Origin of the sequence: Flavobacterium sp. Root935 (assembly GCF_001429295.1) — a bacterium.
GTDB lineage: Bacteria > Bacteroidota > Bacteroidia > Flavobacteriales > Flavobacteriaceae > Flavobacterium.
Genome location: NZ_LMJL01000007.1, coordinates 213,719 through 238,792, shown reverse-complemented (window position 1 = coordinate 238,792; position 25,074 = coordinate 213,719). Strand labels below are relative to the sequence as shown.

At 33.2% G+C, this 25,074-nt stretch carries 21 protein-coding genes; 3 read left to right on the top strand and 18 right to left on the bottom strand.

Going from position 1 to position 25,074, the window contains the following annotated elements; all coding sequences use genetic code 11:
- Nucleotides 1-29 precede the first annotated feature (29 nt).
- The 16 genes from ASE40_RS02580 to uvrC form a co-directional block, all read right to left on the bottom strand.
- On the bottom strand, nt 30-521 hold the full coding sequence (locus tag ASE40_RS02580) for a septal ring lytic transglycosylase RlpA family protein (RefSeq protein ID WP_057115237.1): 492 nt from the start codon (nt 519-521) through the stop codon (nt 30-32).
- Between the two features lie 90 nt (nt 522-611).
- The gene (locus tag ASE40_RS02575; RefSeq protein WP_057115236.1) at nt 612-1,034 is read right to left on the bottom strand and encodes a hypothetical protein; all 423 of its coding nucleotides are present in this window, start codon (nt 1,032-1,034) and stop codon (nt 612-614) included.
- A gap of 103 nt (nt 1,035-1,137) precedes the next feature.
- On the bottom strand, nt 1,138-3,795 hold the full coding sequence (locus ASE40_RS02570) for a TonB-dependent receptor (RefSeq protein WP_317039077.1): 2,658 nt from the start codon (nt 3,793-3,795) through the stop codon (nt 1,138-1,140).
- A gap of 332 nt (nt 3,796-4,127) precedes the next feature.
- Entirely contained in the window at nt 4,128-5,771 is a 1,644-nt protein-coding gene (gene pgi / locus ASE40_RS02565; protein WP_057115234.1) for a glucose-6-phosphate isomerase, read from the bottom strand.
- A gap of 112 nt (nt 5,772-5,883) precedes the next feature.
- A complete protein-coding gene (locus ASE40_RS02560) occupies nt 5,884-6,216 on the bottom strand; it encodes a hypothetical protein (RefSeq protein WP_057115233.1) in 333 nt (110 codons plus the stop codon).
- A gap of 29 nt (nt 6,217-6,245) precedes the next feature.
- Entirely contained in the window at nt 6,246-6,866 is a 621-nt protein-coding gene (locus ASE40_RS02555; RefSeq protein ID WP_057115232.1) for a hypothetical protein, read from the bottom strand.
- 10 nt (nt 6,867-6,876) lie between these two features.
- Entirely contained in the window at nt 6,877-7,485 is a 609-nt protein-coding gene (locus ASE40_RS02550; RefSeq protein WP_057115231.1) for a hypothetical protein, read from the bottom strand.
- Between the two features lie 13 nt (nt 7,486-7,498).
- Nucleotides 7,499-8,719 carry a peptidoglycan DD-metalloendopeptidase family protein gene (locus tag ASE40_RS02545; protein WP_057115230.1) on the bottom strand — a complete coding sequence of 407 codons (1,221 nt, stop codon included), beginning with the start codon at nt 8,717-8,719 and terminating at the stop codon, nt 7,499-7,501.
- A gap of 24 nt (nt 8,720-8,743) precedes the next feature.
- A complete protein-coding gene (locus tag ASE40_RS02540; protein ID WP_057115229.1) occupies nt 8,744-9,685 on the bottom strand; it encodes a tryptophan 2,3-dioxygenase family protein in 942 nt (313 codons plus the stop codon).
- Nucleotides 9,685-10,455: a DUF3108 domain-containing protein gene (locus tag ASE40_RS02535; protein ID WP_057115968.1), complete on the bottom strand. Its 771-nt coding sequence runs from the start codon at nt 10,453-10,455 to the stop codon at nt 9,685-9,687. The genes ASE40_RS02540 and ASE40_RS02535 overlap by 1 nt, the downstream gene beginning before the upstream one ends.
- 298 nt (nt 10,456-10,753) lie before the next feature.
- Nucleotides 10,754-11,914 carry a 4-hydroxyphenylpyruvate dioxygenase gene (hppD, locus tag ASE40_RS02530; RefSeq protein ID WP_057115967.1) on the bottom strand — a complete coding sequence of 387 codons (1,161 nt, stop codon included), beginning with the start codon at nt 11,912-11,914 and terminating at the stop codon, nt 10,754-10,756.
- An 85-nt stretch (nt 11,915-11,999) separates the two neighbouring features.
- Entirely contained in the window at nt 12,000-12,359 is a 360-nt protein-coding gene (locus tag ASE40_RS02525; protein ID WP_057115228.1) for a four helix bundle protein, read from the bottom strand.
- A gap of 129 nt (nt 12,360-12,488) precedes the next feature.
- Entirely contained in the window at nt 12,489-13,646 is a 1,158-nt protein-coding gene (locus tag ASE40_RS02520; RefSeq protein WP_057115227.1) for a homogentisate 1,2-dioxygenase, read from the bottom strand.
- 313 nt (nt 13,647-13,959) lie between these two features.
- Nucleotides 13,960-16,317, bottom strand: coding sequence for a patatin-like phospholipase family protein (locus tag ASE40_RS02515; RefSeq protein WP_082586732.1), 2,358 nt, complete (start codon nt 16,315-16,317; stop codon nt 13,960-13,962).
- A gap of 60 nt (nt 16,318-16,377) precedes the next feature.
- Entirely contained in the window at nt 16,378-16,845 is a 468-nt protein-coding gene (locus ASE40_RS02510) for an XAC2610-related protein (protein WP_128414920.1), read from the bottom strand.
- Nucleotides 16,846-16,923: 78 nt separating this feature from the next.
- Nucleotides 16,924-18,723 (bottom strand): excinuclease ABC subunit UvrC, encoded by a 1,800-nt coding sequence (gene uvrC, locus ASE40_RS02505; RefSeq protein ID WP_057115225.1) that lies wholly within the window; start codon nt 18,721-18,723, stop codon nt 16,924-16,926.
- A gap of 135 nt (nt 18,724-18,858) precedes the next feature.
- Here uvrC and ASE40_RS02500 point away from each other — a divergent pair, with 135 nt between their 5' ends.
- From ASE40_RS02500 to ASE40_RS02490, 3 genes are all read left to right on the top strand, one after another.
- Nucleotides 18,859-19,839 carry a succinylglutamate desuccinylase/aspartoacylase family protein gene (locus ASE40_RS02500; RefSeq protein WP_057115224.1) on the top strand — a complete coding sequence of 327 codons (981 nt, stop codon included), beginning with the start codon at nt 18,859-18,861 and terminating at the stop codon, nt 19,837-19,839.
- Nucleotides 19,826-20,395, top strand: coding sequence for a 5-formyltetrahydrofolate cyclo-ligase (locus tag ASE40_RS02495; protein WP_057115223.1), 570 nt, complete (start codon nt 19,826-19,828; stop codon nt 20,393-20,395). The genes ASE40_RS02500 and ASE40_RS02495 overlap by 14 nt, the downstream gene beginning before the upstream one ends.
- A gap of 404 nt (nt 20,396-20,799) precedes the next feature.
- Nucleotides 20,800-22,347 (top strand): vWA domain-containing protein, encoded by a 1,548-nt coding sequence (locus ASE40_RS02490; protein ID WP_057115222.1) that lies wholly within the window; start codon nt 20,800-20,802, stop codon nt 22,345-22,347.
- A gap of 82 nt (nt 22,348-22,429) precedes the next feature.
- Here the strand turns inward: ASE40_RS02490 and ASE40_RS02485 are convergent, their stop codons facing one another.
- Nucleotides 22,430-23,176 carry a tetratricopeptide repeat protein gene (locus tag ASE40_RS02485; protein ID WP_057115221.1) on the bottom strand — a complete coding sequence of 249 codons (747 nt, stop codon included), beginning with the start codon at nt 23,174-23,176 and terminating at the stop codon, nt 22,430-22,432.
- A 57-nt stretch (nt 23,177-23,233) separates the two neighbouring features.
- On the bottom strand, nt 23,234-24,979 hold the full coding sequence (locus ASE40_RS02480; protein ID WP_057115220.1) for a BatD family protein: 1,746 nt from the start codon (nt 24,977-24,979) through the stop codon (nt 23,234-23,236).
- Nucleotides 24,980-25,074 lie beyond the last annotated feature (95 nt).

Genomic DNA, 25,074 nt, shown 5'->3' with positions numbered 1-25,074 from the left:
AAAAATCCCGCTTCAAAAGCGGGATTTTTTTATTCTACTATAGTTTCAATGGTAACCTTCATAGCGCCGGCACCCTTACTTTTTGTGATGTCCATAAAAGCCCTTTTGGACAAATCGATTTCACGTGTTTTTACAAAAGGACCGCGATCAGTAATTTTTACAATTACAAATTTTCCGTTTGCCTCATTTGTTACTTTTACTCTAGTTCCAAAAGGAAGTTTTTTGTGAGCGGCAGTATAACTGTTGTTGTTAAATCGGCTTCCGTTGGCAGTTCTTTTTCCATTAAAACGATCAGCGTAATAAGAGGCATGAGCATTTTTTTTGTATGGTCTTAATTTTAAACCTTTGTCTGTAAATACTGAATCTATAGGTAATGCAATAATATTTGGTTTTGCATTTTTTACGGTATCTTGAATGATTTTAGGTTCTGTTGTAGGTTTGGTTTGGCTTATAACATAACTAAAGCCGCTAATTAAAGTCAAAGCAATCGTGGCGAATAAAATGTTCTTTTTATTTCTCATGGGTTATTTTTTTTCAGACTTGGGGGAGTTTGTACAAATAATATGCCGAGATAAAAAAAGCCCTGGTTAAGGGCTTTTAATTGGTATTTTTTAGAACCAAAGGTTCCAAGGAATTCTACTTAAAATAAGTAATAATCCTAATCCGTAAAATATAGCAAAGGTTTTAAACTTAGCTTCGCTATTGATTAATTTTTTATGTTTAGACCATCCGATAGTGATTAGGATGATAGCGATAATATTAATTAGTGGGTGTTCTAATGATGTTAATCTAAGTTCTGCATTTGACATTTGGCCAAAAGCTGCTTTTCCAAGTGGAGAAACAAAATATAGTATTAAACCGATCAATAATTGAGTATGGGTTCCAATTAAAGCAAATAAAGCGATTTTACGGTCTTTACCTGTAAACTCTTTTTTTGATGTTACTCCGATGATTGCATTAACAAGTGCAACAAGTAAAAGAAGCAATGCTAAGTAAGCCCAGCCAGAGTGAAATTTTTGTAGAAAATTATACATAAACTGTGTTTTTTGTTTGAAACAAATATAACAAAAATGAGTAAAAAAAAACGGCATTAAACTTAAAAGTCTATGCCGTTTTAATTATTTAGGATGGTTCTTATTAGAAGTTGTAACGTAAGCTAAAGTTCCAAGTTCTTCCTAAACCAAAGAAACCAGTGTTTGCAACGTTGATTCCTTTGTAATTGTTTGAAGTAGCAGTTGTAGCAGTAGCTGTAGTTAATTCAGATAAATAAACTTCATCAAATACGTTATTTACATTAACTCTGAAACCGATTGAATCGTGTTTTCCTTTACCAATGAATAATTTGTATGAGATACCTGCGTCAACTAAATCATAGCTTGGTAACTCTAAGTTGTTTTTTACAGCACCAACGTTTGAGAATAATTTGTCATAATATCTCCAGTCAGCATCGATTGAAAGATTTTTAACAAATTCATATCTGAAACCTAAGCCATAAGTAACTTGAGCAGCATCCCCTACTTTTCCACCATCAACATCTTGTTTTGCTTGGTCCAAAGTAGATAAACTTTCATCTCTAGTTGTAGTAACTACCTCACCTTTATATTGCCAATCTCCAAGAGAAAAGAATCCAGTTAAACTAAGATCTTGTATTGGTTTTGCAGTAAAATCTAGCTCAAGACCAGTGTGAACTTGTTCTACGCCTTCGTTAGTTTTATAAATTAAGTCTCCCAATTGTAAAGAAGGGTATTTAATTACATCAGCTGCTACTGCAGTAGTAGATGTGGTTGTAACTCTATCTTTCCAAGATGTTCTATAAGCATTTAAACTTGCAGAGAATATTTTTGAAGAGAAAGTATATCCAGCCTCAAGACCAAATATTTTTTCGTTCTCTGTTAATGGGTTTACCGCATTTGTAAAGTTTAAATAGATATTATCGTGGTATGGTTGACGGTTATAATAACCTGCATTTGCATAGATACTGTGGTTTTCAGCAAATTTATAGCTAGTACCAGCTTTAACATTATATCCTACATTGTTAACTTTTTCAGACTTTTGATCTTGTGGTAAATAATCAAATCTGTCTTCTCTTTGGTGTGATTGATTAGAAAGTGATCCTTGGAAGAATGCAGAGAAATTGTTAGTAGAATATTCTAACTGGCTGAACACACCCCCGTAGGAAATTGTTTCTCCATAGTCATAATCAATTCTTTGATCTTCAGCAATTGTATTGAAAGTTGCTGGCCAAGGTAATGCTCTTCCAGTTTGAGTAACATAGTTACTTTTCATTGTGCCGCTTGGGTTGCTATTACCATCTTTAAGGTTTCTTGTATCAGTCCAGCTTGATAATCCCATGAAGTCAGAAACTTGTCTAAAGTGTGTTCCTTTGTATGTTCTTAAATCAAGACCAACATTTAAAGATAAATTGTCAGTAAGTTGGTTTTTTAAGTTAGATACTAATCCATACCAAGCGTGATTGTTAACACTTGATCTGATTACGTAAGCGCCATTTGTACTTCTACCATCAGCGTTTCCTCTACCATCAACGATAGCTTGGTTACTAGCAACAATACCGTCAAAATTAATCTGGCCTCCTGCTGGAGTTGCTGGTTTAGTACCGTAGCTTCCTGTTCCTCCACCACGTCCCCAAGATCCGTATAATACAGTTGATAGTTGTGTTTTATCGCTGATGTCATAATCCCAGTTTAAGTTAGCAACTGGTTTGTGGTAATAGTTAGTTCTCTCAGATTTGTATTCTCCTCCTTGAGTTCCCCAGTTATTATTGTACTTTCTTCCGTATTTTAAATAACTGTCAATAGATTTTGTGAAGTTCTGGTCGTGCCATTGTGGAGCACCAGTTAACAAAAAGTTGAAACTGTGTTTGTCATTAGCTTTGTAACCGACAGAAATGAAGTAAGTTTGACCTTCACCTTTTGTTCCGTCATTATAACCGTCACCTTGCCAGTGAGAAAGCATAACACTTGTTCCCCATCCTTTTGCATTTACACCTGTATTGTATGTAGCAGTAGTTTTGAAGTAATTGTCATTAGCAACACCTAATGATACAAATCCTCCTTCTTTTTTTTCAGTAGCTCTTGTAATGAAATTAACAGTACCTCCTACAGAAGAAATTGCTAATTTAGAAGATCCTAAACCTCTTTGAATTTGTATAGCATTTGCAATATCAGACATACCAGACCAATTAGACCAGTACATTTTACCGTCTTCCATTCCGTTAATTGGTTGTCCGTTTAACAAGAAAGCTGTGTTGTCTTGAGCAAATCCACGTACATTTACTCTTGAGTCACCATAACCTCCAGCTTGGCCTGCAACGTATACAGATGGTGTGTTAACCATCGTTTGTGTAACGTCAGCAGTACCGATTTTTGCTTGGATATCAGCTGCTTTAATTGTAGAAACGGCAATAGGAGTTTTTCTTTCTTTTGCTAAGTCAATGATTCCTTTACCCATTACTACGATCTCAGACAATTCGTTGGAACTTGAAGAAACTAAAGCAATAGTTCCTAAGTTTGTGGTTGCACCATTTGATACTGTGAATTTCACAGTTTGGTTGTCATAACCTAAGAAAGAGATGATAATCTCTCCTGTGCTTGATGGTGAATTAAGTGTAAATTTACCATCAAAATCTGTTGAAGTTGCTGTGTTAGATCCTTTGATCACCACATTTGCTCCTGGTAATCCACCTGTTCCATCGGTAATAGTACCAGTAACTTTTCCTTGAGAAAATACGGTTGAAACTATCATAAAAAATAGTCCGGTCAGTAACCAATTTTTCATTTTCTTCATTTTGTTATTGAGTTAATTGTTTTTGGCAAAATTATAACAATTAACTCAGATAATGTTATCGAAATGTTAAGAAAAGTAAGTTTTGTCTTTTGTGTTGCGCATTAAAATGAATTTTTCTCTTTTCTTTAAAAAAAAGTTTGTTTTATTGAATTTATACCAGCTTTTTTTGTTAAAAATATAATTTTTCAAGCTGTCTTGTAAGTGTAAACGTGCAAATTGACTGTTATTTTATGCTTTTTGTCGGTTTTTTACATCTAAAAAACGCCTTAATCTTGATTAAATTAAGGCGTTTCAATTTGTTATGAAATTTTTAAATAAAAAGTTTATTTGCTTTTCAAAAAGTGATTTAACAGAAATGAAGTTGAACTATCATGACTTTTTACATTCTTAGAATTGATTTCATCTAATATAGAATTAGCCAATTGTTTTCCTAATTCTACACCCCATTGATCAAAGCTGAAAATGTTCCAAATAATTCCTTGAGTAAAAATTTTATGCTCGTATAAAGCAATTAAAGATCCTAAACTTTTTGGTGTAAGCTTCTGGATTAAAATTGTGTTAGTCGGTTTATTTCCAGTGAAAACTTTAAATGGTAATAAGTAAGAAGCTTTTTCTGCAGAAAGTCCTTGTTTGTCAAATTCTGCTTGAACCTGCGCTTCTGTTTTTCCATTCATTAATGCTTCAGTCTGTGCGAAAAAATTAGACATCAATTTATCATGGTGATCTTCGTTTCCGTAAAGCGGTTTTACGAATCCGATAAAATCAGTTGGAATTCTTTTTGTTCCTTGGTGAATCAATTGGAAGAAAGCATGTTGCGAATTTGTTCCAGGTTCTCCCCAAATAATTGTTCCCGTTTGGTAGTTAACTGGTTTTCCGTCGCGGCCAACACTTTTACCGTTACTTTCCATAGTTGCCTGCTGCAAATAAGGAGCTAATTTTGATAAATATTGCGTGTACGGAATCAAAGCTTCGCTTTCTGCACCATAAAAATTATTGTACCAAACGCTTAATAAAGCTAAAATTACTGGAATATTTTCGTCAAATTCTGCCGATTTAAAATGCTCGTCCATTTCATTTGCTCCAACTAATAATTGGTTGTAATTATCAAAACCAATTGCCAAAGCGATGCTTAGACCAACCGCGCTCCAAAGAGAAAATCTTCCTCCAACCCAATCCCACATTGGGAAAACATTGTCTGGATTAATTCCGAATTCTGTTACTTTTTGAATATTAGTAGAAACTGCCGCAAAGTGCTTCGCGATATCTTCCTGCGTAGCCGATTTCAAAAACCATTCTTTGATAGTTTCTGAATTTGAAAGTGTTTCTTGAGTCGTAAAAGTTTTAGAAACAATTATAAATAAAGTGGTTTCAGGATTTAATTTTTTGATGACTTCATTAACATGATCACCGTCAACGTTTGAAACGAAATGAAGATTTAAATGATTTTTGTAAAATTGTAAAGCTTCAACCGCCATAACTGGGCCAAGGTCAGAACCGCCGATTCCGATATTTACAACATCAGTAAAAGCTTTTCCTGTATAACCTTTTCTTTGCCCAGAAATTACTTCTTCTGTAAAGTTTTTGATTTTATTTTTTACTTCGTAAACTTCTGGAATTACATTTTCTCCATCAACTTTAATAACTGCCGATTCTGGAGCACGCAAAGCTGTATGAAGAACTGCACGATTTTCTGTTTTATTAATTAATTCGCCTCCGAAATAATCAGCAATTGCATTCTTTAATCCGATTGAATTTGCCAATTTTAATAAAAGCGAAATAGTTTCCTGACTGATATTGTTTTTAGAATAATCTACTAAAAAGTCATTCCATTGCAGGTTGAATTTTTCAACGCGGGCACTATCTTGTTGAAACAATTCTTGTATAGTGGTTTCGTGAATTGCGTTATAGTGGTTTTGCAGATTTTTCCACGCTTCAGTCCCAGTTGGGTTTGTTGTGTTTAAAGCCATTTTTATCTATAATTGAGTTTGTTCTATGAAACACAAAAATACTGAAATAACTTTTAAAAGAATAAAGGTTCGAGATTATATAACAATTAGTTACGAAAACGTTTTTTGGATTTTAGTTTCGGACTTTTGAAGTTATGATGATGGCGCCATCATTTTCCTTTTCATTGTAAATTATGCGGCTGCTATTCTGGTTTAAAAAATCCAAATCAACAATCTCAGATTTTTTTAAAGGTAATAATATTGTGTCTTGTTCTTTATTGTATTTAAAAGGAATTCCATTTATAACAATCAATGGTGACTTTCCAATTAAATCTTTTTCAAAAGCAGTGTTGACTAATTCTTGAACAAAATATTTGCCTTCTTTACTATCATTTAATATGAAAACTTTTGGACTGGAACATTCAATTACTATTAATGATGAAAAAAGTAGAAAAATTTGTTTCATTATTTAGTGAGATTATGAAATGATAATTTTTACCAAAACTTCCACCAAGGTTTTTTATTAATCTCTATAACTTTCTTCGTAATATCAACATCAATTCTTTTCGGAGATTCTGTTTTAATTTTAGAATCATCAAAAAATAATTCGCCATTTTCGCTCATTCCAAGTGGAGATTTTGTTCTTTCTCTCCAGTTTTCAGTTTGTAGTTCCGGTATTAAGTCAGTATTGATTTTTTCGCGAAAGCGTTTTTGAGCTTTTTCTATAATTTCTTCTTCCAGATTTGAAGAGGAATTTTTAAAGAGTGAAATCGAATTGTCTGGAATGTTTAAAAGGAAAATTTGTGTTTTACCTTCAATTCTCTGAATATCCAAGACTTTAAAATAAGCAATAGAATCTAAAAGAAAATGACCGTTTTTTGCCGAATCAGGATTAAATTTTGACAAATCTTTGGGGTGAGAACTTGCAATTAAATATCTCAAATTTCCAAAAATACCACCGCCAATAGAACTCATATCGGTAAAGCCTTTTTCTTGGATGATTTGACCAATTTTATATTTTGAAATTAAATCTTCTGAAAGATTAGTATCTCTGTAAAATAATTTTAAACCAGAAAAAGTTTCATGATATATGGTTTTAAGACGCGAATTTTTCATGACCTATTCTTTACTTAAATTGTAATGTAACTAAAAAATAATGCGGAATTTTAAAATGTGCTCCAAGGTTTTCTGGTTTAATGTCCGACTGCACTACTTCGCAATAAGAACTAGAACCATCTTCGTGTTTTGTTGGAGTTATAATGGCGAAAATTGCTGTCTCTTGGTTTGGGTCAATATGTAATTCACTATTGCGGCCAAAAAAATCCTTTAACGCATATTGATCTGAATTGTCTTTTAGTTTGAAGTAAGATTTTTTGCTTCCAAATTTAGAACCTCTTATATATGTTTTTAATTTTCCGTCAGCCATCTTAAATAAAAATTTTAAAGATTCTTTGTCTGACTTTATCTTGAAATAATTATCTTCAAATCCATCAAAAAGTATCGATTTATTGATTAGTTTACCGTTTTTAAATTCTTGAAGAGAAATTTTATATTGTTTTTCTTTTATTTCTTTTCCTTCAAAATTTAGTTGTTCAAAATAAATGTTCTCAAAATCAATTAAATTTTGAATATCAGTATTTTCACTACCGTAATTACTGGTTACTTTAACGCTGTTTTGTCCAAAAGAAAAATTTGCTGCTAAAACAAGTAATAGCAATGAATATTTAATTTTCATAAAATAAGTTGAGTTACAAATTTCCAATACTATCCAGCTCTCTTTTCAAAGGCTCAATCTGTTTCATAAAACGAGTCCTATCGCTTCCAGTCAAAGATTCTCCAGTTGGAAGATTCAATCGAAGTGCATCTACTTGAACGCCATTTTTCCAGAAACGGTAACAAACATGAGGTCCAGAAGCTAAACCAGTACTTCCAACTAAACCAATTGTCTGTCCTTGAGTAACACGCTGTCCACGGCGAACCAAGATCTTAGACATGTGTAAATATTGAGTCGAGTAGGTGCCGTTGTGTTTTACTTTTACAAAGTTTCCGTTTCCTGCAGTATATCCAGTTGCTTCAACAACTCCTGAAGCAGTTGTCGAAATTGGTGTTCCAGTCGGAGCAGCGTAATCGGTTCCTTTGTGCGCTTTCCAAGTGTGCTGCACTGGGTGAAATCTATTCATCGTAAATCTAGAAGTGATTCGGCTGAATTTGATTGGAGTTTTTAAGAAGAAGTTTTTAAGTGTTTTTCCTTCGTCATCATAATATTCTACCTTTCCAGAAGTTGTGTCTCTTTCAAAAGGGAAAGCATAAATAATTTTACCTTTATATTCAAAAAATGCAGCTTCTAGTTCTTCAACTCCGTCGTAAGTTTTTCCATTGATAAAGCGTTCCGTAAAGATTAATCCGTAACGATCTCCTTTTTTAAGTTTAAAGAAGTCAATAGACCATGAAAATACTTTTGTGATTCTGCTGGCTAATGCCGTTTCTACACTTTCGTTTCCTAAAGTTTCAGATAATGAACTTTTTAAAACACCACCAATTATTTTTCTTTTTAAAGTAACTGGTTTTACTTTTTTATAAGCTTTAGCAATACTATCTCTTAAATCAATAACATAGTAGCTTAAAGCATCGGGCTGATAAATAAAAACTTCCAGATTATTAGTTTTGTTTTTGGCGCGAAGCAAAGTAAAAGGTTTGCCATAACGAATACTTCTAACATTGAAAGAATCTTTAACCTGTTCGACAATATCGTGTACTTTTTTGTCTCCAATATTTTGACTTTGAATGATTGAGCCGAAAGAATCTCCTTTTGAAATTGTATCATTTACAACATTGAAATCTGCGTAATTAAAACCGAATTCTATTTTTTTGGTTGTTGGTTTAGTAATTTTGGTTTCAACTTTTTCTTCTGCTTTTTTGCATGAAAAAATAGAAAACAAGACAATTAAAATTACGACTGCTTTTTTCAAACTTTTTGTTTTTTTGTGGTGAAATTATTCTGCGGTTTCATTTCCCCAATTGGACAATTCTTCTTCGGTCCACAATTTAGGAAAAAAGATGCGTCTTTGGTATTTTGGATGCATATATTTTTGCCAGTCGCTTCCGCCAGTCGCTTCGCCGTTACCTTTTCCACTTTCTAGTATATATTTTCTTGCAGTATTAAGATGCTGCATAACCCAAGTGATATTCACCGTTTTGTCGTAATGACGCATCGCTTGAATTAATTCTTCATTCTGCTGGTCTTCGGTTGGTAATTGTGTGAATTTCTGCCAGATATTTTTAGTCTTAAAAGTAGACATTTGTCTCAAAAACTGATCTTTATATTTGTTTTCGAATTCTTGAAGTAAATAAGATTTTGCACCAGTATGATAATCTTTTCCGGCAGCCTGCCAATACAAATGTTCGAAACTAGTTTCTAAATCTGTATTTTCGTCGAAGTTTGCTTTATACCTGCGATCTGTTAAATTGATTACATCCGTAGAAGCAAATTCAATCATTCTATATTGCGCGCTCTGAAAACCACTTGCTGGAGTAAGTGTATTTCTAAATTTCATATATTGATCTACTTCCATACCGTTTTCCATAATGCTGAAAGAGTTGGTAAGCATATCAAAATATCTAGTAATTCTTGATAATCTTTCGCTGAAAAAATCAACCTGAATATTTTCTTTTTCGGCAATTTGATCAATTTCCCACAAAATCATTTTAAAGATTAATTCATTTACCTGATGGTACATAATAAAAACCATTTCGTCAGGAAGAGTGGTGCGTTGTATTTGTAAATTCAACAATGCATCGGTTTGAATATAATCCCAATAAGTAATTGGTTTAGCCCAAAGCAATCCTTCCAATTGAACATCAGTTTTTTGATTTATGGCTTGAAATTTAAGATCAATTTCTTTTAAGATTGCTTCAGAATTATCTGTAGGGTTCATTATTTTTTTGCTTTAAGTGGATATTTTAATCCTTTATATTCATCAAGATCTGCTTTGAGCGATCCTACCGCAAGATCTGCTTTAATTCTTAATGGAACTTTGTTGTTGTCGTCTGATATCCAGAGTGTAACACTTTCTTTTTCTTTAAAAACGCGACCTGTTTGTACCAATGGTTTAAACATCATGGTAGAAACGGTTCCAAATTTAGTTGTAATATCCTGACGACCTACATATTTTAACTTAAATTTTGTGATTTCTTCGTCAAAAAACATGTCGATAGAAATAGATTCGCCAGATTTTAATTTGTCAATGTTTGGATGATTTCTCAAATAATAAAAAGAAGAAATTATATCTTGCACATTGTCTGTTACTATAATTGTCTTTTCTGTTTTGCGCTTATAGTCTTTAACCAAAACCCTGTCTTCATTTTGATTAAAAAAGCCTTCCTGATTTTTGGTATAACCGCCTTCGTCAATTTTTCGGACATAGCGGTAAGGTCTTCCTGTTTCTTTGTCAAAATAGCTTTCATATAAATCTTCAACTTTAAAGAAAAATTTTGACATACCTGTTGTGTAACCTTTACCAATAGCATGGTATACTTTTTTGTTGCTTATAGTGGCATCTTTAACTTCTAAAGTTGCATATCCCGCATTTACAATTCCGTAGTGAATTCTAAATTTGAAATATTCTCCAGTATCGAATGCGTCCTCTTTTTGAGTATCAAACGCCAGTGTTGTTAGTGCTAATATGATGAGGATGAATTTTTTCATAGTACAATTTTTACATTTCATTATAAAGATAAATAAATGCAAATTCTATTCCAAATGTACCAAAACAAAAAAACTCAGTCAAAGATGACTGAGTTTTTATGCTATTAACTAACCAAAAAACTATAAATTATGAAATTTATATCAATTCGGAAGGAAACCACCCCTTCCTGATTTGCGAGTGCAAAGATAGATAGAAAGTTCAAAAAACAAATAGCCAAAGTCAAGTTTAACATAACATTTGCAAAAAAAGCATCGTTTTTTAGAGAATTGTGCTGTTTTGTATATAAAATTTAACGTTTTATAACGTTCCTCTCAATTCTTGCTCTCTTTCGATTGACTCAAAAAGGGCTTTAAAGTTACCTGCACCAAAACCTTTTGCACCCATTCTTTGAATAATTTCGAAGAAAAGTGTAGGTCTGTCTTGAACTGGCTTCGTAAAAATCTGCAATAAATAACCATCTTCATCAGCATCTACCATAATGGCTAGTTTTTCAATTTCGTTGATATCTTCTTTCATCATATCCATATGAACACCTAACCTTTCAGGGATTGCTTGGTAGTAAGTATGCGGAGGAGCTGATAAAAATTCAACACCGCGTGCTCTCAATTGCGATACTGTTTTAATAATATCATCGGTAGCAATTGCGATATGCTGAATTCCAGGTCCGCCGTAGAAATCTAAATATTCTTCAATTTGCGATTTTTTCTTTCCTTCTGCCGGTTCGTTGATTGGGAATTTAATTCTTCCGTTTCCATTAGACATTACTTTGCTCATCAAAGCAGAATATTCTGTGGTAATTTGTTTGTCATCAAAAGATAAGAAATTTACAAATCCCATTACATCTTCGTAGAATTTTACCCACGTATTCATTTCGTTCCAACCCACATTTCCAACCATGTGATCAATATATTTTAATCCTGTTGGTTCTGGATTGTAATCAGATTTCCACTCTTTGTAACCTGGAAGGAAAACACCATTATAGTTTTTTCTTTCTACAAAAATATGAACCGTTTCTCCATAAGTATAAATTCCAGAACGAATCACTTGTCCAAACTCATCTTCTTCAACAGTTGGTTCCATAAAAGAACGCGCACCGCGTTTCATAGTTTCTTCGTAAGATTTTGTAGCATCTTCAACCCAAAGTGCAGCAACTTTTACACCGTCACCATGTTTTTTTAAATGATCGTTTATTGGAGAATCAGCTGTTAAAGGTGTAGTCAAAACAATTCTGATTTTATCCTGCTTCAAAACATAAGATGCTTTGTCTTTTACTCCAGTTTCTAATCCGGCATAAGCCAATGACTGATATCCGAAAGCAGTTTTGTAATAATGTGCAGACTGTTTTGCGTTCCCCACATAAAATTCTACATAATCTGTTCCTAATAATGGAAGGAAATCTTGTGCTCCTTCAAATATTTTTTCTAATCCGTATTCTACTGATTTAACTTGTTTCATAATTAGATAATTTGATAATGAGAAAATGGGATAATTTTTGAAATGCTTCAATTGGATCAATTTTCGAATTGACACATTTTCTAATTTTCTAATTTCTCTTAGATGTTGATATTATTTTATTTAAAATTTTTAAAATTTCAGAAAGATCATTTAATAAACGTTTACAATTAGGATACTCTTTATGGGCGTCGCATAGAAACAACCAATATTCAGTTTCGTCTGCTTCCTTAATAGCAATTTTTAGTTTATGAATAAAATCTGCTTTACTTTCTGCGTTCTGTGATTCTTTTGAATTTGCTCCAATTGATGTTCCGCTTTTTAATAGTTGATTGGCAATTACGAATTTCTTTTGTTCTTGAAGTTCATTTGTATAATCAATTATGTTTAATGCGAAATTGAATGTTTTAATTAAAAGAGCATTGTCTTTATACTTTTCGTTAAAAGTCATTTGTTTAATTTGATAATTAGAAAATGTGATAATTAGATAATTTATTTTGTAGGTTTAAAATTACAATTTTTAATTGTCTAATTTTCGAATTAAAATATTATCTAATTATCAAATTGGCACATTGACTAATTATTCACACCAAGATTTGTAATATTGACCATCATCCAATCCCATAGCTTCTTCCGTAACCATAAGCGGACGGAAAGTATCAACCATAACGGCTAATTCTTGGGTTTCTTTGTGGCCAATACTGCGTTCCATCGCGCCTGGCGCAGGACCGTGCGGAATTCCTTTTGGGTGTAAAGTGATATGACCCTGCTCAATATTATTACGGCTCATAAAATCGCCATCGACATAATATAGGACTTCGTCAGAATCTATATTGCTGTGATTGTATGGCGCCGGAATTGCTTTCGGATGATAATCATAAAGTCTTGGGCAGAATGAGCAAACGACAAAAGCAGCCGTTTCAAAAGTTTGGTGTACTGGAGGCGGTTGGTGAACACGCCCAGTTATAGGTTCGAAATTGTGAATGGAAAATCCGTATGGAAAATTATATCCGTCCCATCCGACAACATCAAAAGGATGTGTTGCATAAACCACTTCGTGGATCATGCCTTCTTTTTTGATTTTAATTAAAAAATCACCTTTTTCGTCGTGGGTTTCCAATTCATTTGGCAAAATAAAATCACGCTCGCAAAATGGAGAATGTTCTAAATGCTGACCCGATTGGTTTTTATATCGTTTTGGAGTATAAAATGGAGAATACGATTCTACATAAAATAGTCGGTTTTCTTCGGTTTCGAATTCAATTTGATAAATAATACCTCTCGGAATAATCAAATAATCGCCATATTCAAACGGAATGTTTCCTAACATGGTTCTTAATTTTCCTTTTCCTTTATGGATGAAAAGCATTTCATCGGCATCGGCATTTTTGTAGAAATAATTACGAAGCGATTCTTTCGGCGCAGCCAAACCAATAATGCAGTCTTTATTGACTAACATGGCTTTTCGGCTGTCTAAAAAGTCATTTTCTGGTTTTAATTCAAAACCTTTAAAAAGTAATGATTTTATGTTTTTTCCGATTGCAATTTTTGGTTCAACCGAATAAGAGTTTAAAATTTCTTTAACCTGCGTAGGTCTGTGTACGTGATACGACAGCGACGAATGTCCGTGAAAACCTTCGGTTCCAAACAATTGTTCGTAGTAAAAACCTCCGTTAGGTTTTTCAAATTGGGTGTGTCGCTTTTGTGGAAAGTTTCCGAGTTTGTGATATAATGGCATGGCTTTTCAATTAGATAATTTGTAAATTAGATAATTCGAAAATTGAATTGTGTGAACAGATAATCTAATCATCTCGTGAATGATTTAAATTATCTCAATTCTATAGCTTACTCAGGATTTCTCTTGATGAGGAATTGAAGATACTCTAATAAACCTGTCCATTTTGTTTTCATTATAACAAATGTCGTAATTTTTTCCGAGTAAAATTAAAAATTATATTAATTATAACTATAAGATATTTTAATTTTTTTGATATAATTTTTGCATAGCAAAAAAATACCGCGATTTTATTGAATTATTCTTTGATAAAAGGCTAAAATAAAAATCCAATACTAAACCAAGTAAAGCTTTTTGACATTTCTGGAGACCATGATTGTTTGATCTCAATTGGGCCAATTATAGTTTCCAATCCGTAACCCAAAGCATAACCTGTATATTTTGGCATTGAGATCCAGTCGACTGTGCTGAAAATGTCGTTTCCTAAATTGGCGAAATTGGCAGAAAAATTAATATGGTTTTTTCTAATGATTTCGTAATCCAGCGTAATTCCTGTCTTGATATAACTGTTTCCGGCAATACTTAAAAAGTCGTAACCGTAGAAATAATTAAAATTATTGATTTTACTGTAGCCGTAACCTCCTAAAATGTAATCAAAAAACGGAACGCTGCTGCTTCCAAAAGTAAAACCTGCATCGGCATCAATCTTAAAAGTTGCTTTCGGGAATAATGTGTTTACAAAAGACAACTCGGCTTTTGCCATCGAAAAAGGTTTGAATGTATTCGTATAATCTGACGATGCCAAGTATGTTTGTAAATCTGTAGAAAAATACAATCCAGAACTTGGATAATATTTGTCGTCAAAAGAGTCATATTTTAAGTATGCAAATGCACTGAAGTAATTGCTTTTGTCAATTATGTTGTCTTCATTTGAAAGTGTCGGCGAATTTATCTTAAGATATTTGTATTCTAAACCACCGCCCATTAAAAACTTCTGTACAAAAATCGTTTGAAAATATGCTTGGTTATTAATATCCATAAAATCAACATTGATTAAATTGACACCAGGATTATCATAAACTAGATTGCTTAGACTTGTTGTTACATTTCGATTAAATTGATTGAGCCTTGAACGGAAACCAAAGCTGATATTAAAACCATTTTCGACATAATAATTAAAATCATACCTAAAATTATCCCCAAGAATAATATCTACGGAAGTAACGTCATTTTTTAGAAATGTTTTTTTGTGCGTAAGGTTTAATAAAATACCACTTTTATAAAGTCCGTCATAATGAAGACCAAGTTTTAAATAAGTCTGCGTTGGATTTTCACGAAGAACTAAATCTAAATCATCTTTATCTCCGTCTGGCTGCAAACAATAAGAAATTGTACTGAAGTTCTGCGTTGCATTTAAATTGTTTATTCCCGTTTTTAAATCATTATATGTAATCGTACTTCCTGGTTTAAAACGAAGTTTACCACGAATATATTCTTTAGTATAATTGTCTAATTTATCAGTGTTTATTTTCTGAATTTGAATGGTGTCTGTCGCAACTTTTAGTTTTGGTTTTTTGTAAAAAGTAGTTTCATCAGACAAAGCTTTAATCTTTTCATAAACTGCAAAAGCTGCTTCTTCTCCTTTTCGAATAATTTCTTCTCCTTTGTCAAATGAAATTACGCCATAATCGCGAATGTCTGGTTTTATATAAACATCCGTATCTTTTATTTTGTTTTTCATTTTGTCGATAGACTGGAGATTGGTAATCTGAACCAAAATACGCGTAGCATTTTTTAGGTTTTTTCTCTTCATCAAATCGTCTTGAACATCAACACCAATAATAATATCTGCTCCAAGATTACGAACTTCTTGAATTGGGTAATTGTTTACAACACCGCCGTCGACCAATAAGTTTCCGTCGATTTCTACTGGAGTAAATAGGGAAGGGAAAGCAGCACTCGCCATCATGGCCTGAACTAGATTTCCTTTATTAAGTAAAACTTCTTCGCCTGTTTCAATATTGGTTCCGATACATAAAAAAGGTGTTGGCAGTTTATTGAAGTCACGAATATGACGAACATTTCTGGTCAAACTGCTGAGTAAATTGTAATTGTACATTCCTTTTGAAAGTGCTTCTGGAATGCCGACTCTGAAATTACTGAATGGTAAAACGATAGCATACAATTCGTCATTCTTTTTTCCGTAAAAGTTTTTAGACGAACGCGGAATATAATCATTTATTAATTCGTCGAAATTGGTCTTTTTGAAAATCGAATCAATTTGAGAAGCATTGTAACCAGAAGCGTAAAGGCCGCCTATTACAGATCCCATGCTGGTTCCGCCAATAAAATCAATTTTGATTCCAGCTTCTTCCAAGACTTTTAAAACTCCGATATGAGCAAAACCTTTCGCGCCGCCGCCACTTAAAACCAAACCAATTTTAGGTCTTTTTACACTGTCTTTTTTGATTTCTTGTGAAAATGATTTTTCTGGGAAAAGTAAAAAAAGTGTAAAAAGCACCGATGCCACGCCCCAGATGGAAATGGAAAACTGCGAGAGACAAAAGGTTATTTTTTCCTGCCAAAAAAGAGCGACCCAAGAAGCTCCTTTTTTGGGATTGGAAAAAAATCCTTTTGACCGAGTATTTGAAATGGACAGCTGGCTTAGGCGCATAAAAATTAACTAATTGGTTTTGTAAAAGTCGGCAATTTTTTTTGCTTTTAATAGATTATCTTAGTAGGATTCTGTTTTTGCAAGTATTAATTTTTTGTTTCGATCATATTTCCAAATATCCTTGTGGGTTCTCGCGCCGCCTCTGCAGCTTGAGCTTAGTGTTTGTTTAGTTTTATCGACTTTTACATCGCAAAACATATCACATTTCGGATTGAAATTGGTTGGAAATTGTAAAGTGTCAAAATTTTTAGTTTTCTGATTAAAAATAAAAATCTGGTAAATCGTATAAACTCCCATTCCGTCGTCGGTATGAAAAGCAGCAAAGTCTGTAAAACCATCAAAATTATAATCGTTTACTTCCAAATGAGTTGGTTTTCCCGTAATAGACGTTTCGATATTTGTAATGATCTGGATTTTTCCGGTTTGAAAATTTTTGACTTCTATTGTCTGTTCGATTTCTTCGTTATCCGTGGAACCAGAATTGGTTTTCAAACTTATCTTGAATTTGCTTTTGTCTTTTTGTACCAAAGAAATATCATTTTGACTATACAAAATAGAGCAAAATAAACTTAAACAGATATGTAAAAAGTATTTTTTCAAAGTGAATTAGTTTTCTTTTGGATGATAAAAATCTACAATTTTTTTAGCCCTCGATGCCCCAACAACGGCCGAAATTTCTTTTTCTGTTGCTAGTTTCAATCTTTTAACACTTTTAAAATGTTGTATTAACGCGAGCATAGTTTTTTCGCCAATTCCAGGAATGCTTTCTACAGAAGAATTAAGCGCAGCTTTACTTCGTTTATCTCGGTGAAAAGTAATACCAAAACGGTGCGCCTCATTTCGTAATTGCTGAATGACTTTTAAGGTTTCAGATTTTTTATCCAGATATAACGGAATTGAATCACCTGGATAAAAAAGTTCTTCCAAACGTTTTGCAATTCCGATAATGGCAATTTTACCACGTAGACCCAATTCATCAATACTTTTTAAAGCAGATGACAATTGTCCTTTTCCACCGTCAATAATGATCAATTGTGGTAAAGGCTGATTTTCATCTAATAATCTTTTGTAACGGCGGTATACAATTTCGGTCATCGAAGCAAAATCGTCAGGACCTTCAACGGTTTTTACATTAAAATGACGATAATCTTTTTTACTTGGTTTTCCATCTTTAAAAACCACGCAGGCAGCAACAGGATTTGTTCCTTGTATGTTCGAGTTATCAAAACATTCTATATGTCGAGGCTCAACAGGAAGACGTAAATCTTTCTGCATCTGTGCCATAATTCTATTTACGTGACGATCTGGATCAACAATTTGTAATTGTTTCAATTGTTCGATGCGGTAGAATTTGGCATTTCTTATTGATAAATCTAAAATCTGTTTTTTGTCTCCGAGCTGCGGAACGGTTGTTTTGATATTTTCGCCCAAATCCATTTCAAAAGGAACAATGATTTCTTTTGATAATAAATTAAAACGTTCACGAAGCTCTACAATGGCCAATTCTAATAGTTCTTCATCGCTTTCGTCGAGTTTTTTCTTGATTTCTAAAGTATGAGAACGAATGATGGAACCGTGAGAAATCTGCAGGAAGTTGACATAAGCTGCACTTTCGTCAGACACAATCGAGAAAACATCAACATTGGTAATTTTAGGATTTACAATCGTTGATCTAGATTGATAGTTTTCAAGAATTTCGATTTTTTCTTTGATTTTTTGCGCTTCTTCAAATTGTAAATTCTGCGCATAATTATTCATTAATTTCTTAAAATCCTTCAAGCTTTCTTTGAAATTTCCTTTTAGGATTTCGCGAATTGCGTTGACTTGTCTCTGGTATTCCTCTAAAGGTTCCAAACCTTCACACGGACCTTTGCAGTTTCCGATATGATATTCCAGACAAACCTTAAATTTTCCAGACTCAATATTCGATTTGCTCAAATCGTAATTGCAGGTTCTTAACGGATACAATTCTTTGATTAGATCCAAAATCGTATAAACCATCTTAAAATTGGTATAAGGACCGAAATATTCAGAGCCGTCTTTTACCATTCTTCGAGTTAAAAATATTCTCGAAAAAGGTTCTTTTTTAATACAAATCCAAGGATAACTTTTGTCATCGCGGAGCAAAACATTATATCGTGGCTGTAAAGTTTTAATTAAATTGTTTTCTAATAAAAGCGCATCAGTCTCTGTAGGAACAACAATATGTTTTATGGTCACAATTTTTCTAACCAGAACATTTGTTTTCCTTGTGTCGTGAATTTTATTGAAATATGAGGAAACCCTTTTTTTTAAATTTTTGGCTTTGCCAACATACAAGATTTTCCCGTCTTTATCATAATATTGATAAACACCTGGATTGTCTGGCAAGGTTAAAATTTGAAGATCTAAGGATGGTTTTTGCATTCTATATTGTTTCTGAAGATGTTCGAAAAGCTTTTCAAAAACCATTCCGATTTCTAAATGAAGCTTAACATTGATTTAGTTTCAAATTTACAAAATCAAAAGAATAATTTCTATATTTAGATTTTATAATTCTACATGAAAAATAGTACTCCATTGGTTATTTTTGGCGAATCGATTTTGCCGGGAGAACACAGAACGATAAACGTCGAAATTGCTCGATTACACACTACGACCAAACTGAACATCCCGGTTATTGTACGCCGTTCCAAGGTTGAAGGCCCAACGGTTTTGTTTTCTGCAGGAATTCACGGCGACGAAATAAATGGTGTCGAAATTGTCCGTCAGATCATCAGTAAAAAAATTAACAGACCTACTCGCGGAACAATAATCTGTATTCCGGTGATCAATATGTATGGTTTTGTGAATAAATCTCGCGAATTTCCAGACGGCCGTGACTTAAACCGCGTTTTTCCCGGAAGTAAAAAAGGTTCGCTTGCCAGTAGATTTGCGTATCATATTGTCGAAGAAATTCTGCCAATTCTAGATTATGCAGTCGATTTTCACGCAGGAGGAGCAAGTCGTTTCAATGCGCCTCAAATTAGAATCACCGAAAATAATCCCGAATTGAAAATTTTGGCAGACGTTTTTAATGCGCCTTTTACTTTATACTCTAAAAATATAAACGGTTCTTTTAGAAATACGTCTGAAAAAGCCAATGTCAAAATGCTTCTTTTTGAGGGCGGAAAATCATTGGATATCAATAACGAAATTGCCAATCAAGGTGTACTTGGAACCAAACGTTTATTGCATTATCTAAATATGCTCGATCCGAAACAAATAGTTGAGCCATCTCATGAGCCATCTATTTATATTAAACAATCGGTTTGGCTTCGGGCAAAATGTTCGGGGTTGCTGCACGATTTTAATTTGATCGGAAAATTTGTAACCAAAGGCACTATCTTAGCCATTATTACAGATCCGTTTGGTAAATTTGAGCAAAAAGTAAAAGCACCACATGATGGTTTTGTAATTAATGCCAACCATTCGCCAATTGTTTACGAGGGCGATGCTATTTATCATTTATCTAAAAGTAATCCTGAAAATGTCTACGACTAAAAAAGAACTTCGAATTGAATATAAAAATTTCCGTAAAGCGCTTTCTTTTGATGAAGTAGAAGAAAAAAGTCTGGCAATTGCCAACCAATTGATTCAAATGCCAATTTGGGATAAAATTTATTATCATGTTTTTCTTCCTATTGAAGAACATAAAGAAGTCAATACCGAATTTGTCCTGCATTTACTTTCTGGAAAAGACAAAGAAATCCTGATTTCTAAAAGTGATTTTGAAACTAGAAAGATGAATCATTTTCTTTTGACTGATAATACCAAAATTAAAAAGAACGAATACAATATTCCAGAACCTGTAGATGGAATAGAAGTGCCTTCTTCTAAAATAGAAGTTGTTTTTGTACCGCTTTTGGCTTTTGATATTTTTGGAAACCGAATTGGCTACGGAAAAGGTTTCTACGATAAATTTCTTGCCGAATGCAAACCCGAAACCATCAAAATCGGTCTTTCTTTTTTTGAAGCTGTAAATCAAATTTATGATGTCTTCGAATCTGATATTAAATTGGATTACTGCGTTACGCCTGAGAAAATATATCAGTTTTAATTTCATAGTCCAATATTCTGTAGAGACGCACCGCAGTGCGTCTACACACACAAAGTAATGCCACACATTACAAGATTAAAAAAGGATTAATCATTTCAAATCCATTAATCTGTGGCAAAAAAAAATATCTCCAGTGCATCTAATATAATCTTTGTCGATCTACTTGACTTAGACGCACTGCGCTGCATCTCTACAATTTACACGGAAAAGAAAAAAATATTTCACAGTAAATCCCTTTAAAAATCAAGGTTTTTAATTTTATTTCCACGTAAGAAAAACATTTGTAAATTTTTTGGCACGATTTTGCATACTCGAAAATTGCAAATAATTACTTCTAGTACATCCGGAATGCTAGTCCTTATTTGAAGCCTATAACCTTTTATTAATTTTTAAAAATTTACTTTATGAGAAATCTTAATTTCTTTATGATGGCATTCCTTGTACTTACTATTTTCAGCTGTAAGAAAGCATATGCACCAGACCAAAGTTACGAGACCGTTGATTCTGCTGCAGCTGTATCAGATGAAATTCCAGAGGAAATGTATATTGAACCGAACACAGAAAGCTACGCAGGATTAGAAGAAAATCCGTTTGAATCTCCGCTTAAAGAACCGCTATCTACTTTTTCTATAGATGTTGATAATGCATCATACACCAATATTCGACGTTTTATTAATGAAGGGCAGAAAGTCCCAAAAGATGCCGTGCGTGTTGAAGAAATGATTAATTTCTTCAAATATAAATATCCACAGCCAGATGGGCAGCATCCTTTTGCTATAAACACAGAATACAGCGACTGTCCGTGGAATACAAACAGCAGACTGCTAAAAATTGGTTTGCAGGGAAAGAACATTCCCATGGCAAATTTGCCCGCTACTAATCTCGTTTTTTTAGTAGATGTTTCTGGTTCTATGGATGAATCGAACAAACTGCCCTTGCTAAAAGAATCAATGAAAATTTTGGTAAAAGAGCTTCGCAGTATCGATAAAGTTTCTATTGTCGTTTATGCAGGTTCGGCTGGTGTTGTTTTAGAGCCAACTTCTGGTAACAATAAAGATGAAATTATGGATGCTTTTGATGACTTGCATGCAGGAGGAAGCACAGCAGGAGGCGAAGGAATTGAATTAGCTTACAAACTAGCACAGGAAAATTTCATAAAAGAGGGAAATAATAGAGTAGTGATAGCTACTGATGGTGACTTTAATGTTGGCGCTTCCAGTGATGATGATATGCTGAAATTAATTGAAGAAAAAAGAAACTCTGGTGTGTTTTTAACTGTTTTAGGTTTCGGAATGGGGAATTACAAAGATTCTAAAATGGAAATCTTAGCCGATAAAGGCAACGGAAATTACGCTTATATCGATAATATTCAAGAAGCGAATCGTTTTCTAGGAAAAGAATTTAAAGGTTCGATGTTTGCTATTGCGAAAGATGTAAAAATTCAAATTGAATTTAATCCTAAACACGTTCAAGCATATCGATTGATTGGTTATGAAAACCGAAAACTCAATGCAGAAGATTTTAAAAATGATAAAATTGATGCGGGCGAATTAGGAAGCGGACACTCCGTTACAGCTTTGTATGAAATTATTCCAGTTGGAGTAGAAAGTAATTACGTTCCATCTGATTTGAAATATACTAAAACACAAAAAGGAGATGGAAATTACAGTGATGAATTGGCAACCGTAAAATTCAGATATAAAAAACCTGATGGTGATAAAAGTATTGAAATAGTAAATGTAATAGCAGATAGGAAAACAGACCTTCAAAACAGTTCTCCTGATTTTAAATTTACAACCGCAGTTTCTTGGTTCGGATTAAAATTACGCGATTCAAAATATATTACCAGCAGTTCTGCTTCAGACATTAAAAAATTAGCAAAATCTGGTTTGTATAATGATGAAGATGGTTACAGAGCAGAATTTATAAGATTGGTTGATGCTGTAAACTAATTAGAAACTCCAAAAAACAAAAATTCCAAACTCCAGTTTAACATTGGAATTTGGAATTTTTTTATTTGAATATTTTTTAATTTTACTTTACTTCTTTAATAGTTGAAGAATCAATCCAGCCTTGAGTTCCGTCTGTTAATTCTACTTTTTTCCATCCTGCAACACTTTCTATTACATAAACTTTTGCTCCTTCGTGTAATAGAATAATACCATTTGCTGATTTTTGTGGTTCCTTTCGAACTTGGCTTAATTCAGAAAAAACAATGGCAACACGATCATTGTCAAAATGACTTTTTTCAGACATGCCAGCTGAAATACTTAAACCTAAAGCAATCAAAACAACAAACATTCCAACGAAATAAATTCTTTTTGCAAGTGTAGCATTCGAAAAATAATACCCAATAAAACTCAACAAAAATACAAAACCAAGCGCAACAGAAATTTTGGCCCAAGTATTATAGTCAAAAATAGAAGTAAAGTTTTGAATCAGTTTTGCAAAACCAACTTTAGGAACTTCTTTAATTTCATCGATTGTCAGCTTTTTGGCAAACTTTAAATTGTTTAAAGTCTCAGGATCGTTTGGTTTTAAAACCAAAGCTTTTTCATAATTATAAATAGAAGGTGCAACTTGATTTAGTTTATAGTAACAGTTTCCAAGATTAAAATACAATTCAGCCGAATGTAATTTATCCTCTTTAATGATGTTTTCATAAACCTGTGCAGCTTCTTTATATTGCCCCTTTTCGTATAAAGCATTTCCTGCTTCAAAGCGCCCCTGCGCAAAGAAAACCTGTGAGATTAATAAAAAGAGATATAGTATGTTTTTCATCTTATTTTGTTTAAACCTGACAAGTTTTTAAAACCTGTCAGGTTTATTTTATTACGTTTAAACAATCTGTTTTTCTAACTCAGAAATAATCAACACCGCCTTATCATAATCCTGCTGAATCGAAGCGCTTGATGCTGGTGCATAACGTGCAAATTCACAGTTTTCTGTCAAAGCGATAAAGTTTTGTACGGTTTCTGGATTTGCATTTCTAGACAACAACAATTCTCTAATATTGTCTTTACTCATTTCTGAGGTTTCAATATGCAGTTTGGCTTTCAAGAAATTATGCATTGCTTTTTCCAGTGCGATATAGAAAGGCTCTTTATTGTTAAGATGTTTCTTCGCCTGCGATAAATATTTCTTCGCTAGTTTATTGTTCATTCTAATTCTATTTCCAGTAACGTCACTGTCAATAGCTTCTTTTTTCTTCTTAGCTAAAATAATCAGCGGAATGATGATGAACGGAGCAAATAATAATCCTAAATATAAATCGGAACCATAAAAATCATTTTTAGCGATACCAACTAATATTGTTTTAGGTTTGATGTTTTTAAATTGTTCTGTTTTGACAGCTATATTTTTAGCAGTACTTCCAGTATTTGCTTCTGCAGGTGTTGGACCATCTAAAACATCCACCATAATCTCTTTTGAAGTGATGGTTTTATAAGTGCCCGAACTCAAATCAAAGTATGAAAACTGCATTGGCTTAATAGCATACTTTCCTTTGTACTGCGGAATGATGGTATATTTATCTGTGATTCTTCCAGACATTCCAGCTAATGATGTTGTTACTTTTTCATCATGAACAGGATCATACATTTCTAATGCATTTGGAACAACTGGTTTAGGAAGTGTAAATAACTTCATGTTTCCAGTTCCCTGTGCACTCACAATTAAGTCGAGACTTTCGCCATTTTTAAGTGTTGTTTTAGAAGGCGTAACTGTAAAGTTCAATCTTCCAACAGCACCAGTAAATCCTTCTGGTTTTGTGCTTTCAGGAAGCGGTCTTACATTTATTGTTTTAGCTCCTGCTGAAACTACTTTATTATCCTCCGTAATAATCATTTGTCCAAACATATCGCGTCGATTTGTTGGTAATTGCACGCCAATATCAAGTGAAAGAGGTTCAATTGTTAGTTTTCCAGCTTTTTGAGGATACAAAATCGCTTTTTTCAGGATTACATAATAACATCTCTGTCCTTGATAATTTCCTTCTTCAATAGACAATTGTTTTATGTCAATATTTTGATTCCAGAAATCATTGTATTTTGGTTTTGCCAGTTCTTTAAATCCAGTAACACCAATGTTGTTGAAATACAGTTTGTAAACAACTGTAATTGGTTCATTTAGATATGGATTTGTTTTTGAAATTTCAGCAACTAAATTCAACAATTCGTTTCCAGATCCTGGAGGTCTGTCGCTTGGATCTCTTTCCTGAGCTACAGCATTGGTAACCGTAACCTTAATCGGATTTGTTTTGTAGATCTGCCCGTTGTATTCTATTGCGGCTTGTTTGATCGTTACAGCGCCTTTTCTCTCAGGCTGTAAAATATAAGAGTAAATTTTCTGAAAAGAGCTTCGACCATTGATCCAAGATTGGCTAATCTGCTGGCTTGGTCCCGCAACAAGTTTAAAACCGTCAAAAGAAGGCTGTTCGAAATTATCTCCGTCAACATTCATAATGAAGTCTATACGAAGTCTTTCGTTCAGTCCAAGCGTATTTTTGCTGACTCTGGCTTCAAATTGTACTTGAGCCATAAGTCCTTGAAAAGCGAGTAGAAATAGAATTAAATATCTTTTCATTTAATTGTTTAATCGTTTTTTTATGTTAAATCGTTTAATCGTTATTTGTTTAATCCGTTTTACTTGATCAAATAAACAAATTAACGGTTAAACGA